Here is a 14621-nt window from a genome sequence, read left to right as displayed (position 1 = left end):
TTATGTTCTCTCCGTTTTGCTTAGCCACATGTTATCCATACCCTCGCCCTTGATCTGCATTGGGTATACGTGCTCGGTGTCATCCACACTGATATCGACAAATACCAAACGGTCTTTCATCGCCAGTGCTTTTTCCAAACCTGATTCCAGTTCATCCGGAGATGAAATACGCATACCAACGTGGCCGTAAGCCTCGGCGATAGCAGCAAAATCAGGAACAGAGTCCATATATGAGTTAGAGTGACGGCCTTGATAAACAATGTCTTGCCACTGTTTTACCATGCCTAAGAAACGGTTGTTAAGGTTAATAATCTTAACTGGGATATTATATTGCAGCGCAGTCGACAGCTCTTGGATGTTCATCTGAATACTGCCATCACCCGTTACCACAACCACTTCTTCGTCTGGCTTAGCAAACTTAACCCCCATTCCAGCAGGCAGACCAAAGCCCATCGTGCCTAAGCCACCAGAGTTAATCCAACGGCGTGGCTTGTTGAATGGGTAGTACAATGCTGCAAACATTTGGTGCTGACCTACATCCGAAGCAACGTAAGCATCACCATTAGTTACTTTATGAAGTGTTTCAATAACTTGTTGTGGTTTGATGCACTCTGAAGATTTTTCATAAGCTAGGCAATCACGATCTTGCCACTGCTTGATTTCACTCCACCAGCACTCTAGAGCTTGCGCATCGTTAGTGCCGCCCTGCTCAATCAGCAGGTTAACCATGCTTTCTAGTACTTTTTCCGCAGAACCTACGATAGGCAGATCCACTTTCACGTTTTTAGAGATCGACGATGGGTCGATATCAATATGCATGATCTTTGCGTTCGGGCAATACTTATCCAGGTTATTGGTCGTACGGTCATCAAAGCGTACACCGACACCAAAGATAAGATCAGCATTATGCATCGCCATATTAGCCTCATACAAACCATGCATACCTAGCATACCCAAAGAGTTCTTATGAGTGCCAGGGAAAGCGCCAAGCCCCATTAGGGTACTTACTACGGGTAAATTCAGTGCTTCAGCTAATTTGATTAGCTGTTTATCTGCCTCAGAAATAACCGCACCACCACCGACGTAAAGTACTGGCTTCTTCGCTTCAAGAAGGGCTTTTAGCGCCTTTTTAATCTGACCTTTATGACCCGTAACCGTTGGGTTGTACGAACGCATTTTGATCGTTTCTGGGTATTCATAAGGAAGCTTGATTTGTGGGTTTAAGATGTCTTTGGGCAGATCAATAACCACAGGACCGGGACGTCCTGTCGTTGAAATATAGAATGCTTTTTTAACGACTTCAGGGATATCTTCCGCTTTCTTAACTAAGAAGCTGTGTTTAACGATCGGGCGTGATACACCCACGATGTCACACTCTTGGAAGGCATCGTTACCAATAAGGTTATTTGGTACGTTACCAGAAATAACAATCATTGGGATTGAGTCCATGTAGGCTGTTGCAATACCAGTAACGGTATTGGTCGCACCTGGACCAGAACACACAAGTACTACACCCGGTTTACCGGTAGAACGAGTATAGCCATCTGCCATGTGGGTAGCGGCTTGTTCGTGTCGTACTAATACGTGTTTAATTTCAGCAGTTTTAGCATGCAGCGCATCGTAGATATCAAGTACAGAACCACCCGGGTAACCAAAGATTTGTTCTACACCCTCTTCAATCAGAGACTGCACCACCATCTCAGCGCCGGATAACATTGCTGTTTCAGGTTTTGTTGTCATATTGCTCTCCTCACCAGTTTCCAATCATATTTGGTGAACATGTTGGGCTGGTTTTTCATAGTCTAGGGCTTATTCGTAGCCTAATTCGAAATACTTCCACTTTTTCGGCTATGGCTGTCTGTCGTGATAACAACAAACAGTAATACGAAACAACTTTAACGCTTTATTATCATCTGGTCTAACACCTGTTATTCGGCCACTGTGCCAAAAAACCAACTATTAGCTCAAAGCATTAAATAAAACCCACCCAAGACCTAAATGATAGATTTAAAAACTGGTTACCAGACAAAAAAAAGCACTTAATATTTCGAAAGATCGCTATTTTTCGATTAACAGCGAGCTTTCTGGCGTGCGTTTTCGCACATTGTGCGTGTCATTAGATACAAAAAATCCCCCTAAAAATGCAATCACATCCGTAGGGGGATTTTTAAACAACTGAAAATTTATCTAAGCAGAAAACTACTTATCTTTTGGCTTTTCATTGTACATTTCTTCGATTTCGTCTTGATACTTATCGTTGATAACTTTACGACGCAATTTTTGAGTTGGTGTCAGCTCACCATCATCCATAGAAAATGCTTTTGGTAGCAGTTTGAATTTCTTCACTTGCTCAAACTTAGCCAGTTCTTGCTGTAGGTCATTCACACGCTTTTCTAGCATCTCGACGATTTGGTGATGCTTAACAAGCTCAACGCGATCGTGATACTTGATATTAAGCTCTTTGGCATACTCTTCTAGTGAGTCATAACAAGGAACAATCAGCGCAGAAACGAATTTGCGCGTATCAGCGATAACTGCAATCTGTTCGATAAAGTGATCTTTACCAATCGCGCCTTCCACCACTTGCGGTGCAATGTACTTACCACCAGAGGTTTTCATCAGCTCTTTGATACGATCGGTAATGAACAGGTTACCATTTTCATCAAAATGACCCGCATCACCAGTTTTCAAGAAACCGTGCTCATCGAATGTCTTAGCTGTCTCTTCTGGCATCTTGTAATAGCCACGCATCACCATTGGACCACGAACAAGAATCTCGTCCTTCGCACCAATTTTTACTTCTGCGCCCGGCATCGACATACCAATCGAATCAGGGTTAAAACAGCGGTCATCCCAACAAGATACTGTTGCTGTGGTTTCTGTCATGCCGTAACCAAGTTTTACGTTGATACCGATAGCATGGAAGAAACGACCAATCGTCTCATCAAGCTTTGCGCCACCACATGGCATAAAGTTGATGTTGCCACCTAGTAGAGCGCGCAGTTTAGATAGCACAAGCTTATCGGCTAGTGCATGGCTCTTTTTCAGAATTAACGATGGAGTACGACCTTCCTGGTGACAAACTGAAAGCTTTGCTCCCATGTTCACCGCCCAAGTAAATAGCACTTTACGAATAAATGGCGCTTTAGATACCTTCTCGTGAATCGCAGAGAAGATCTTCTCATAGAAACGTGGAACCGCACACATTACTGTTGGTTTCACATCGCTTAACGCATCACGCACTTGCATCGTGTCTTGCAGGTAGCAGTTGGTTGCGCCTTTATAGAGAACGTAGAACGTCCAAGCACGCTCAAATACGTGTGACAGAGGTAGGAAACACAGTGAGACATCGTCTTTGCTTAGGCTAAGGCGCTCATCGTGGCCTTCTAACTGGTAGCCAATATTGGTGTAATCAAGCATTACGCCTTTTGGCTGACCTGTGGTACCAGAGGTATAGATAAGAGTCAGTAAGTCGTCCATGCTTGCATCAGCAAGACGCATGTCAAGTTCAGCTTGTTGTGCTTCAACGCCACGCGCCATGAAGTCAGTCCACGATACTGCAAAGTTGTGGCCTTGAAGGTCAATGTCATCAGACATAGCAACAACCACTTCTAACTGTTCGCACTCTTCAAACAGGCTAACAGCCGCATCGAATTGAACCTGTTCGCCAACGAATAAGATCTTCACATCTGCGTTTTGGATGATGTAAGAAGACTGTGCTGCTGTGTTCGTCGGATAAATCGGCACAGTCACAAGACGCGCTTGTAAAGATGCAAAATCTGCCACTGTCCATTGAGGCATATTATTCGAATAGATACCGATCTTATCCTGAACTCTCAGTCCTTGAGCCAACAGTGCTAATGAAAGCGTATCGATTTGTTGTCCAAACTGTTCCCAGCTAATGCCTTGCCATACATTGTCTACTTTGTGCTTCAAAGCTGTACGGTTGCCGCCTTGGGCAATTTGGTCACGAAGTCTTTTTACGATATGAAAATCTAAATTGGCCATCTCTTTACCTTTGGCTTACACCTGTAAGCTTTTTTGAGCGCACAAGTGTACCTCTGATCATGGAAAAGGCAACTGATGAAGCTCAAAGTTATAAGTAATAGTACGTCTCACGCTAAGTTTTCTATCAACAAAAATAGCAGGTACAAAAAAGCCCCAAGCCAGACTCCTAGCTTAGGGCTTATAAAACATAGGGATTAGTGTCTAGTTAAGTGCCACGACTTCACCACAGATCATCATTAACTGATCTCGTAACCAAATGTGTCCTTTGTCCTTTTCACTTGATTCGTGCCAGCTTAGGAAGCCAGAAATAGCCGCATTATCGAATGGGAAATCTAGAATCTGAAGCTGCTCTTTATTTGCTGCATGCTCTACCATCCAACGAGGAGCAATCGTTACTAGTTCAGATTGACCAACAACGTAAAGAACGTTGCTCAAGCTCGTACCTTCATAGAAAGGCGTGCAATCTAGGTCACGGTAAGCTTGCTCAGAGAAGCTACGTTGACCATGGATGCGAGACAGTTTTGCGTGTTTTTCGTTAAGCAGCTCTGCCGCAGAAACTTCACCGTTGATGCGTGGGTGAGAAGCAGAAGCAACCACAACTAATTCATCTTGGAAGATTTCAGTGCTTGAGAAGCCTTGCTCATCAAAACGAGCGTAATCAATAACGAAGTCGATTTCTTGGTAGCGCATGCGCTCTGAAAGTTGACGATCGAATTCAGCATCCATGTGCAGTTTAACGCTAGGTGCTTGGTCATTGATTGTCGACATAATCTTAGGAGCAAAACGCATGTCACAAGGGCTGCAAATCGCAAGTTTGAACAGGCGAGAAGACGACTCTGGAGAGAACACAGAACTTGGTAGTTCGTTGCGTACTAACTGTAGCGCTTGGCGGATTGGACCAAACAACTGACGAGCACGTTGAGTCGGTTGAATACCACGACCTTGACGCATGAATAGTTCGTCGTTAAACATCACTTTTAGACGAGCAACAGCGTTACTTACAGCAGGCTGAGACATACCCAGATTGTGAGCTGCACGTGTAATGTTTTGTTCTTGCATAACTGCATCAAATACAGTCAAAAGATTTAAGTCAACTCCACGAAGTGTGCTTTCCATTCTGTAGCTTGCAATTGCACTCATTGCGTCTTTTTTCTCTAACATTCAAGTTGCCTCTTGTCGGTTCGACAGCGTTAAATTGGTAATGGTATGGGAATAGATAACCACTAATTCTTATATTTATCAGACCGATACTTTTCGGATTACCATTACTATTAACCAATACATCTCGAGCTACCAACAAGATTGATAAAGAATAATTTTATTTTATCTTAATGATTAAATAACACCTAAAAATCAGAAACTTATAGAGTTATAAAAAAACATAAAATGCTTCACTTATGAGTTTCATTTCGACTTATTTAGCTGTTCTATCGTTTGGTTACAATTGTTACAACTTATTGAACCTATGAATTGGTTGGCCCGTCCATTCAGAAATAACACTTATGAGTTAGGTGAGCGATGCATAACTTGGAAAATCTACCTTGCCCCAAAGTTGCTTTCTTAAGTCGTCTTGATTAGACCAATTCCCCGCTAATAGCCATTCAACGAGTGCACTTGCCACGTCAGGGTAAGTGACCACTTCAGCCTGTTTTTCACTGAGCCAAGTACGCAAGATAGCCGCATCTAAAAAGGTCATGGTTTGAGCTAATCCAAGAGCCTCTAGCGTCGCCACATTGCTCTGTTGTTCGAACTGTCCTTCGAGTGGTTTGAGAAGCAATTTTTTCCCCAAGGTTAGGGCTTCAGATGGCAATTCAAAGCCGCCATTGGCTACCACACCTGAGCACTGGTTTAGGTCGAATTGAAAGCCTGCATGACTGAGTGGTTTAAACTCAATATTTTCGACTCGGCTATGCTCAATGACATTCGGGTGGTAGCAAACAAAATTATGGGAAATGAACTTCATCAGCAGCTCTGAGATCGACTCAATCTCCTCAAACGGCAAATAGACCAACGTAAAATCTGGTGCTGTTTTGGTTTGTTCATTACCAACCAGCGTGTGAACAATAGGTGTATGAACAATAGGTGGTAAAATCGGCTGTTCAAAGTGATACCAATGCAAACCAATAGAGTGCTCGGTTGGAGCGAAATGTTGAATCACTGAATGTTCAATCCAGTTGCCCCCTTCTTTGGGTACATCATAACGAAACGCATTCTGGTGGCTTATCCCAATGCATGGCACACCTTGCCGCTTAGCCGCCCATGCAGTCACAGGCTCAAAGTCATTAATCACTAAGTCATAAGGCGTAAGATCGATCTGGTTAATCTCACGGAGAAATCGCCAGATGTTATTCTTGATGAATGTTTTGCCGTATTTAACCTGCCCCTGCTCGCTGTAAAAAGTTAAGCCGCTGCGAGTCTGATAGTTGCCAAACGCTTCCATCGAAAAGTATTTACTCGCTTCTCGACCTGAGAATAGAAAATCGACATCGATATTTTGCTGACGAAAAGCCACAGCCATTGCTCTCGCTCTCGCGATGTGACCATTCCCCGTACCTTGTACACCATATAAAATTTTCATGCATGTTCCTTTGAATTTACCACTTTAGCTCGGCAGTGATTGCCAACAAAATGATTACAGGATGAAACTGATAGCAAGGCTAGTACAAGCGATGCCCAAGGCTGCACCAATCAGTACGTCCGTTAAAAAGTGCACACCGAGCAGGATTCGAGAGCCTGCAATCGCAGTTGCCCACACCAAGCTAAAGAGGTACAAGCTCGGATAGAAATGTCCAATTAGGGTCGCCATAACAAAAGCCGCAGCGGAATGCCCTGAAGGCAGGCTGTATTTATCGGATGGCACAATATGAGAGTGAAGCAGTGAAGAGAATTCAGCTGGTCTACGGCGCTTGAGGGTATTTTTGGCCAGCCAGTAGATAGGCAGTTCGATAGCAAAAGCGGTTAAGCCCACCAAAAGAAAATCTCGACCTGTGTTGCTATCAGCCAGCAGTGCAACCAAAGCAATCAAAACATAAAGGTGTCCATCTCCAGTATGAGACACCGCTTTACTCAAGGTTGCATGTTGCCCGCTGTAACGGTTCTTTAAACAGAAAACAGAAAATGCCACATCCCAGCGGACAATAGGTTCGATGGTACGCATACGTTCTCCTTAACAATCCTTATTCAGTTAAGGCTCAAGTTATTCCCCTGAAATGACAGTTAAGTGACGTTTTTAATGAACTAAAATGAATTTTGAAGCAAATGACTCAACTAAATTGTGCATCCCAAGCTTGAGTGTGATCACACAGATACAAATAAAGCGACTCAAGGTCGCTTTATTGTTTGTTATTTCTTTAAAAACGAATAAACGAAGACTCTATAACGAGAGTGGCTCGTGCTTTTTCACCAAACCGAAATCCGCCAATATCGCGTAGGCCGCTGGGATCATAAACAGCACCAGTAAGGTCGAGGCAAATATGCCGAACACAATCGAAATAACCAATGGCTGGATAACCTGAGCCTGCAAGCTAGTTTCTGTTAGTAGCGGTAACAAACCAGCGGCTGTCGTCATTGAGGTCAAAAATACCGCACGGAAACGCTCGCGACTGGCTTTCACCACTGAGTCATGCACGCTATCTCCCTCATCGACATGGTGACGAATATACTGCACCAACAAGATAGAATCGTTGACCACAATCCCGGCAAGCGACACAAAGCCCATCATGCTAGGCATACTTAAAGAGTGGCCAAGTATCCAGTGACCAACAACCACTCCAATAAAGGCGAGTGGAATGGCTAACATCACGACCACAGGCTCTAAGTAGCTTCTGAACTGATAGCTAAGGATCGCAAACACGCCGAATAAGCCGAGTAAGAATCCTTTGCCCATCGAGGCGCCAGTCTTAGCTGCATCTTTAGCTTCCCCTTCGAAATCAAAGCGTAAACCTGGGTACTTCTGAACAAGCTTGGCTGCTTCATCTTTTTGGAACTGAGCCAAAATCGCGGATGAGCTCGCTTTCTTATTGTCAATATCACCAAAGATGCTGATGGTTCTCAGCCCATCAATGCGCTGGATTCGCACGTAATTACGTTGGAAATCTAATGTCGCCAATGTTGCTAGCGGGATCTGACTGCCATCTGCGGTAATGATTGGGAAGTTAGCCAGCTGCTGTATGTCGCCCGCTTGCTCTTTATCAAGACGAACCTCAATCGAGATATTCTCAACACCGATTTGAATCTCATCCGCCGTTTGCCCAAAGAAAGCCGCTCGTAACTGAGATGCAATCATCTGCCCATTCACATTGTAGGTTTCGGCTCCAGGGCGCAGCTTCACTAAGATCTCTTCCTTACCCATGCGCATGTCATCAAGCACACCGTGTACGCCATCAAACTGATTGAGGTATTCCTGAATATCCAAAGAGGCCGATTTCAATGCACTCAGGTCATCATGCTTAGCACGAATCTCAATAGCACGACCGCCCGGGCCCATAGTGGGTTGCTTGAACACCAATGAAATAGGATCCGCTAAATCGCCAATATCTTCACGCCACGCATCAATGAAGTCATCGATAACCGTATTACGGCTCTCTGCTCCACGTAAGTCTAAGCGAACTGTGGCTAAATGTGGGCCAGATTCATTAGCATCGGCGTTAGCATTGAATTGGCTGGTGATGTGCTCGACCAGTGTATTGCCTTCCTCAACCTCTTCACTCCATTGCTTGTTCAAACGCTCAGCCGACGCGACAATTTTGTCGACGACTTTTTCGGTTTGAGACAATGATGCGCCCGGGGGAAGAATAATACGCGCCTCGGCAATATCGCCATCCAACTCAGGAAAGGGCTGGAATTTGACAACGCCACCAGCGATCAAGGAGATGGATAACAACAGCAGAGTTATCACACCGCCCATAAAGGCATAACGGAACGTCACGACCTTCTCGACCATGTTCATCAAGGTTGTATTGCGGAAGTTCTCAAACTTCTCTAACAACACGACTTTGAAGCGCAGTGCAGGCTTGTCATTTTTTTCTTTATGTAATGAATGAGATAAGTGATTAGGTAGAATCAGGAAGGCTTCAATCAAGCTCAACGACAGCACCAAAATCAAGACTTGAGGAACGGCCTTAAGCACCGCGCCCATTTCCCCATCAAGGAATAGTAAGCTACCGAAAATACACACAGTGGTTAAGAAAGAAGATAACACCCCGGGGAGCACTTTCTTAACGCCGTTGTACACCGCATCATCAACATTTTGCCCCCTATCTAAATGGGAGGCTATCGATTCGGCAATCACGATGGCATCATCCATCATAATACCGATTGCCATCAATAAGCCGACTAGCGACATAATGTTGATCGACAAACCAAGATTGGCCATTAAGAACAAACCACCAAGGAAGGCTACCGGCAACCCAGCAGCCACCCAGAATGAATATCGCAAGCTGAAGAACAACCACATGGTGGCAAAAACCAACACAATACCTTGCCAGCCGTTGCGCACCATCATGGTGAGACGATCCCAAAGCACAGAAGAGAGATCGTTGGTCATTTGTAACGTCACACCATCAGGGGCAATCGCACTCTGATCTTCAACAAATCGTGTCACGTTCTCTTTGATTCGTAGCGCATCATCTTCTTTGTTTTTGCTGATCTTCAATAGCGCAGAAGGCTTACCATCAAACAGTACCTTCTGTTCATCAAGCTCAAAGCGGTCGGTTATTTTGGCTATGTCCCTTAAGCGAATCACCGAACCATTAGGCGCAGATCCAACCACGATACTTTCCAGTTCAACAGGCGTAATTCGCCTCTCGTCAAAACGAATCAAAAAGTTCTTGTCTGGTGTTTCAACGTTACCGCTCGGAAGCTTTACATTTTGACGACCTATCTGATCGGCGATATCACCGACGCTCAAACCCAGCTGACGAATGGCTTGGGTATCCAGTTCTACTCGATATTGATGATCTGAGAAGCCGCTGACCTCGACCAAAGATACACCGTAATCGAGCTTCATAGTGCGCTTAAGCTCTTCCGCGTAGGCCTTAAGTTCCGGCCACGACGTTTCGGCTGTGATGGCGATATCAACAACTGGTTCATTCCAATCTAGCTCTTGAACAACAGGTGATTCAATCTCGGTTGGGAAGTCATTGATCGAGTTAATCTGAGTTTGCACGTCCACCAGCATTCGGCCGATGTCCGCTTTCTCATTTAACTTGAGAATTAAACGAGCGCTGCCTTCGATCGCTTCACACTGAGTCTCTTCAATGTTAGCTAACCCGTCTACTGCATCTTCCATTCGCACACATAAGCTCTCTTCCACTTCTTGTGGTGAAGCGCCGGGATAAACAATCGCAGCCATAATGTAAGGCGGGTCATAAGCGGGAAAGGTTTCACGTTTGATGGTTGATAGTGAACTTATACCTAAGATCAACAGCCCAAGCATCAGCAAGTTTGCTGCTGTTGGGTGCCGAGAGAAAAACTTGATCATGACGCACTCTCCTGAGTATTTGATTCAAGCTCAGCCTCTTCAGAGTTCGACTCTTTCAGTAACATGCCTTCAATTGCTGGCAGAACATCATTGAGCACCAGTTTATCTCCAGTTTGTAGCTCGCCACTCACAACCACTTGATTGTCTCTGCGATAAAGCACTTCAACATTGACCACTTGCAAACGCTGATTGTCATCCATCAGATAAACCTTATCACCATGCAGTGCTCGCTCTGGAACCACCCAACTCAGATTCGCTACACCCTCAATCTCAGCTTTGACAAACATGCCGTTGACCAAAGGCGTTGCGCTGTCTGGTTGCAATTGTGAGTAATCTTGAGCGATCTCGAGAATAATCCCCGCCGTCGCTTGGTTTTCATCAACTGTTTCGCTGATTCTTGCCACCTTCGCAGGCCAGCTAAGGTTCAGGTTGCCGCTATTAAGTTGAATGCTTGCTTTGATTGGCGCTTCATAAGGATTAGGGATTCCTGCTGCATCGCGAGGGAACTGGTTAAAACTGGAGGCTAAAGTTTGCATATCGTGAATAGAAAGTTGTGCCTCCACTTCCATGACATTAATCCCGTGAGCAATAAACATCTCTTGCTGAAGATTAACCACTTGATTTTGTTCAATATCAACCTGAGCTATTCGCATAGCTCTTGGCAAGGTTATGGTGGTCTTATCGAGAGAGCGTTGTGCTTCTTTCACTTTAGATACGTTGACCTTAATCACCGCTTGCGCGACGCGTTTTTCATCTGGCATTAAAGCAATTTGGTTCGCGATATCCAACACTAGCTTCTGTTGAGACAATGCGCTTTGTTGTTGCAGGTCGACATCAGACTGAGAAGTTAGCCCTTTCTTACGCAGATCCTGTTTACGTTGTAGCTCTTTGTTGCTGATCACTAAGCGATTCTTTTCGATCTTAAGAGTCTGATTAAGGTTGTCTTCTTCTTGATTCAATTTCGCTAATGAGGTTTGGCTTGATTTTAGATCCGCCTCTGCTTGTATCAGTTTCAATTCGTAATCCAATGGATCAACCTTGAGCACAACCGTTCCTGCTGGGATCACCTGCCCTTTTTCAAGATCCGGGTGTCGATACACTATTTGTCCTGTCACCTCAGCAATCGCTTTCCATTCGACTTTCGGCACCACTTTGCCAAAACCAACCGCTAACGGCGCTATCAGTTGTTGCTCTAGGCTTACTGTATCAACTAAGCGGGCTCTATCACCTGCAGGTTTGGTTGGCAGATCCGGCTTCAAGTTAATCGCGGCGACAAGGCCAATCACACCAACCGCAAGTGCTGGAAAGAAGAGTAGTTTTTTATTTATTTTCATTATCTTTGGTCCTGCACAGAAGAAGGGCTAGGCGTATTTATAAAGCCTTCTGTCATCAATTTAATGTTGTGTTCGATTAAGCGGTTAAGAAATTCTTCATTAATCTCAATACCATGGATTGCTAATAGAGGAGGCGGCGCAATGAATGGAAATACCATCAAGCTTATATACGACACGCGACAGAGTTTAGGATCCATATCTTTTCTTAAAACGCCTTGTGCCACCAGTTTTTCAAAAATGACATCTTGAGCAGGTTTGGTTACATCAAGAAAGACCTTCTCTAGCAACTCTCTCTGCACCTCTGAAGGCGGCATATTCATCACTTGAGCTATCAAGCGAGGAAACTTGGGCACCTTGACCATCTCTTTGTAGTAAGTCCGCATTAAATCAAGAAAGTTCTCATGGCTGCTTTCTTCAACCAACCTTTGCATCTGCAATTGCATCGGTCGTAACGTTTCACGCAGCATCGCCTCAAACAGCCCGGCCTTACTACCAAAGTAATAACGGATCATCGCAATGTTCACACCCGCACGATCAGCAATTAAACGTGTCGAGACCTTATCGTATGGCTGAACGACAAACAGATCACGAGCATGCTCAATCAATAACTGTCGAACATCTAAGTTCTTTTGAGGTCGCCCTGCTTTTCGTGCCGTCATGGCAAAAATCCATCTCTATAATTAATCATATGATTAATTATAGAGATAAACAGGCGTAACAGTAGAAGATTAATTACTCACTATTTAATCAAATGATTAATTAATTTGGTCACGCTTGTGATTTTTTTGGTGAATCGTTCCATCAAAAAGATTTACTACAAAGTTTTAACCTACACATAAGCCAAACGATAAACTAACCCCCCAATACAAAACCGCCAATCAGATGATTCAGCCAACAAAACAACACAAAACAGCACAAACCAAACCAAAACGTCGCCAATGCACGCTGATATTGGATTTTCTTGTTTGACGCTCAGAATAAATTCCGGTAAATATGGTGTTAACAGTTTATTTACGGATATTTGTGTAATGATTTTTTCTTCTTCTCGACTGCTGAAACTTCTCCTTATCGTGAACCAATCGCGCGGGTAAGTTGTGGGTCAAGAACTACACAAATATTAAAACCCGCGCTGAGCGGGTTTTTTTGTAACTGGCACTTTTAAAAGAACATCATTCTTAATAATAATTTGGATAGCAATCGATTCATTATCGATATAAGGAAGCACCCATGAACGATCAAGTGATAATTTTTGACACGACCTTACGTGATGGCGAGCAAGCGTTGGCAGCAAGCCTTACGGTAAAAGAGAAATTACAGATCGCTTATGCACTTGAACGACTGGGTGTAGATGTTATTGAAGCCGGTTTCCCAGTGTCATCACCAGGCGATTTCGAATCTGTACAAACCATCGCGAAGAATATTAAAGATAGCCGAATCTGTGCACTTTCTCGCGCAGTTGCGAAAGACATCGACGCAGCGGCAGAAGCGTTAAAAGTCGCTGAGCAGTTCCGTATTCATACCTTTATTTCGACATCGACGGTTCACGTTCAAGACAAATTACGTCGCAGCTACGACGATGTTGTCGAGATGGCAGTAAAAGCTGTAAAGCATGCGCGTAACTATACCGATGATGTTGAGTTCTCTTGTGAAGATGCAGGTCGTACACCTATCGACAACCTATGTCGTATGGTTGAAGCTGCTATCAACGCTGGCGCAAAAACCATCAACATTCCAGATACTGTAGGCTACACAGTACCAAATGAATTCGGTGGCATTATCCAAACGCTATTTGATCGCGTACCAAACATCGATCAAGCGATCATCTCTGTTCACTGCCACGATGATTTAGGTATGTCGGTTGCCAACTCAATTGCTGCGGTTCAAGCGGGTGCTCGACAAATTGAAGGCACAATCAATGGTATTGGTGAGCGTGCGGGTAACTGTTCTTTAGAAGAAATCGCAATGATCATCAAAACTCGTCAAGAGCTATTAGGTGTTCATACTGGTTTGGATCACAAAGAGATTCACCGTACCAGTAAGTTGGTTAGCCAGCTTTGCCACATGCCAATTCAAGACAACAAAGCAATCGTTGGTGCTAACGCATTCAGCCACTCTTCAGGTATCCACCAAGATGGCATGCTTAAGAACAAGAACACTTACGAGATCATGACGCCTGAGTCTATTGGCTTGAAGAACAAAGCATTGAACCTAACAAGCCGCAGCGGTCGTGCAGCCGTTAAGAGCCACATGGATGCTATGGGTTACAAAGACAACGAGTACAGCCTAGATTCATTGTACGAAGACTTCTTGAAGCTAGCCGACCGTAAAGGCCAAGTGTTCGATTACGACCTTGAAGCACTAATGCACTTTGCGAACCTACGCGACGAAGATGACTTCTATAAACTTAACTACCTAAGCGTGCAATCTGGTAGTGTTATGTCTACCACCAGCATCAAGCTTCAATGTGGCGATGAAGAGAAATGCGAAGCGGCTGTTGGTAACGGCCCTGTTGATGCTTTATACCAATGTATCTACCGCTTAACGGGTTACGAGATTGCCTTGGATAAATTCGACCTTACCGCGAAAGGTGAAGGCGAAGATGGCCTAGGCCAAGCTGATATTATTGCTAACTATAAAGGCCGTAAATACCACGGTACGGGCGTTTCAACGGATATCGTTGAGGCCTCTGGTCAGGCGCTACTGCACGTTATTAATAGCATTCAACGCGCAGACACCATTGCTGAAATGAAACAGCAAAGAATCGCGACAGTTTAAACACCCAATAACAGAGCCCTAGA

General features: G+C 44.4%; 9 protein-coding genes. 1 reads left to right on the top strand and 8 read right to left on the bottom strand.

The genetic code is table 11. From position 1 onward, the window contains the following. The 8 genes from FTW16_RS06585 to FTW16_RS06550 form a co-directional block, all read right to left on the bottom strand. Complete coding sequence (locus tag FTW16_RS06585; RefSeq protein WP_146490497.1) at positions 1–1740, bottom strand: acetolactate synthase 3 large subunit; 1740 nt, start codon at positions 1738–1740, stop codon at positions 1–3. A 459-nt stretch (positions 1741–2199) separates the two neighbouring features. Then, positions 2200–4008, bottom strand: coding sequence for an AMP-dependent synthetase/ligase (locus FTW16_RS06580; protein WP_146490496.1), 1809 nt, complete (start codon positions 4006–4008; stop codon positions 2200–2202). A 201-nt stretch (positions 4009–4209) separates the two neighbouring features. Then, positions 4210–5169: a transcriptional regulator LeuO gene (gene leuO, locus FTW16_RS06575; protein ID WP_060983006.1), complete on the bottom strand. Its 960-nt coding sequence runs from the start codon at positions 5167–5169 to the stop codon at positions 4210–4212. Between the two features lie 346 nt (positions 5170–5515). Beyond that, the gene (locus FTW16_RS06570) at positions 5516–6586 is read right to left on the bottom strand and encodes an MJ1255/VC2487 family glycosyltransferase (RefSeq protein ID WP_146490495.1); all 1071 of its coding nucleotides are present in this window, start codon (positions 6584–6586) and stop codon (positions 5516–5518) included. A gap of 54 nt (positions 6587–6640) precedes the next feature. Beyond that, positions 6641–7165 carry a phosphatase PAP2 family protein gene (locus FTW16_RS06565; RefSeq protein ID WP_146490494.1) on the bottom strand — a complete coding sequence of 175 codons (525 nt, stop codon included), beginning with the start codon at positions 7163–7165 and terminating at the stop codon, positions 6641–6643. Positions 7166–7381: 216 nt separating this feature from the next. Beyond that, positions 7382–10489: an efflux RND transporter permease subunit gene (locus FTW16_RS06560; RefSeq protein WP_146490493.1), complete on the bottom strand. Its 3108-nt coding sequence runs from the start codon at positions 10487–10489 to the stop codon at positions 7382–7384. Next, a complete protein-coding gene (locus FTW16_RS06555; protein ID WP_146490492.1) occupies positions 10486–11823 on the bottom strand; it encodes an efflux RND transporter periplasmic adaptor subunit in 1338 nt (445 codons plus the stop codon). The genes FTW16_RS06560 and FTW16_RS06555 overlap by 4 nt, the downstream gene beginning before the upstream one ends. Continuing rightward, a complete protein-coding gene (locus tag FTW16_RS06550) occupies positions 11823–12482 on the bottom strand; it encodes a TetR/AcrR family transcriptional regulator (protein ID WP_146490491.1) in 660 nt (219 codons plus the stop codon). Before FTW16_RS06550 ends, FTW16_RS06555 begins: the two co-directional genes overlap by 1 nt. 568 nt (positions 12483–13050) lie before the next feature. On the opposite strand from FTW16_RS06550, the gene leuA reads away from it, so the two are divergent. Next, positions 13051–14598, top strand: a complete 1548-nt coding sequence (leuA, locus tag FTW16_RS06545; RefSeq protein ID WP_060983000.1) for a 2-isopropylmalate synthase — start codon at positions 13051–13053, stop codon at positions 14596–14598. The last annotated feature ends 23 nt before the right edge of the window (positions 14599–14621 follow it).

The sequence above is a fragment of the Vibrio sp. T20 genome (assembly GCF_007858795.1).
GTDB lineage: Bacteria > Pseudomonadota > Gammaproteobacteria > Enterobacterales > Vibrionaceae > Vibrio > Vibrio satsumensis.
The sequence above is the reverse complement of the archived record's forward strand: the minus strand, read 5'-3'. Positions and strand labels throughout refer to the sequence as shown.

Coding starts and splice junctions, on each gene's coding strand:
- FTW16_RS06550 (WP_146490491.1), bottom strand. CDS start 12,482: ATGACGGCACGAAAAGCAGGGCGACCTCAAAAGAACTTAGATGTTCGA.
- FTW16_RS06580 (WP_146490496.1), bottom strand. CDS start 4,008: ATGGCCAATTTAGATTTTCATATCGTAAAAAGACTTCGTGACCAAATT.
- FTW16_RS06570 (WP_146490495.1), bottom strand. CDS start 6,586: ATGAAAATTTTATATGGTGTACAAGGTACGGGGAATGGTCACATCGCG.
- FTW16_RS06560 (WP_146490493.1), bottom strand. CDS start 10,489: ATGATCAAGTTTTTCTCTCGGCACCCAACAGCAGCAAACTTGCTGATG.
- FTW16_RS06585 (WP_146490497.1), bottom strand. CDS start 1,740: ATGACAACAAAACCTGAAACAGCAATGTTATCCGGCGCTGAGATGGTG.
- leuO (WP_060983006.1), bottom strand. CDS start 5,169: ATGTTAGAGAAAAAAGACGCAATGAGTGCAATTGCAAGCTACAGAATG.
- FTW16_RS06565 (WP_146490494.1), bottom strand. CDS start 7,165: ATGCGTACCATCGAACCTATTGTCCGCTGGGATGTGGCATTTTCTGTT.
- FTW16_RS06555 (WP_146490492.1), bottom strand. CDS start 11,823: ATGAAAATAAATAAAAAACTACTCTTCTTTCCAGCACTTGCGGTTGGT.
- leuA (WP_060983000.1), top strand. CDS start 13,051: ATGAACGATCAAGTGATAATTTTTGACACGACCTTACGTGATGGCGAG.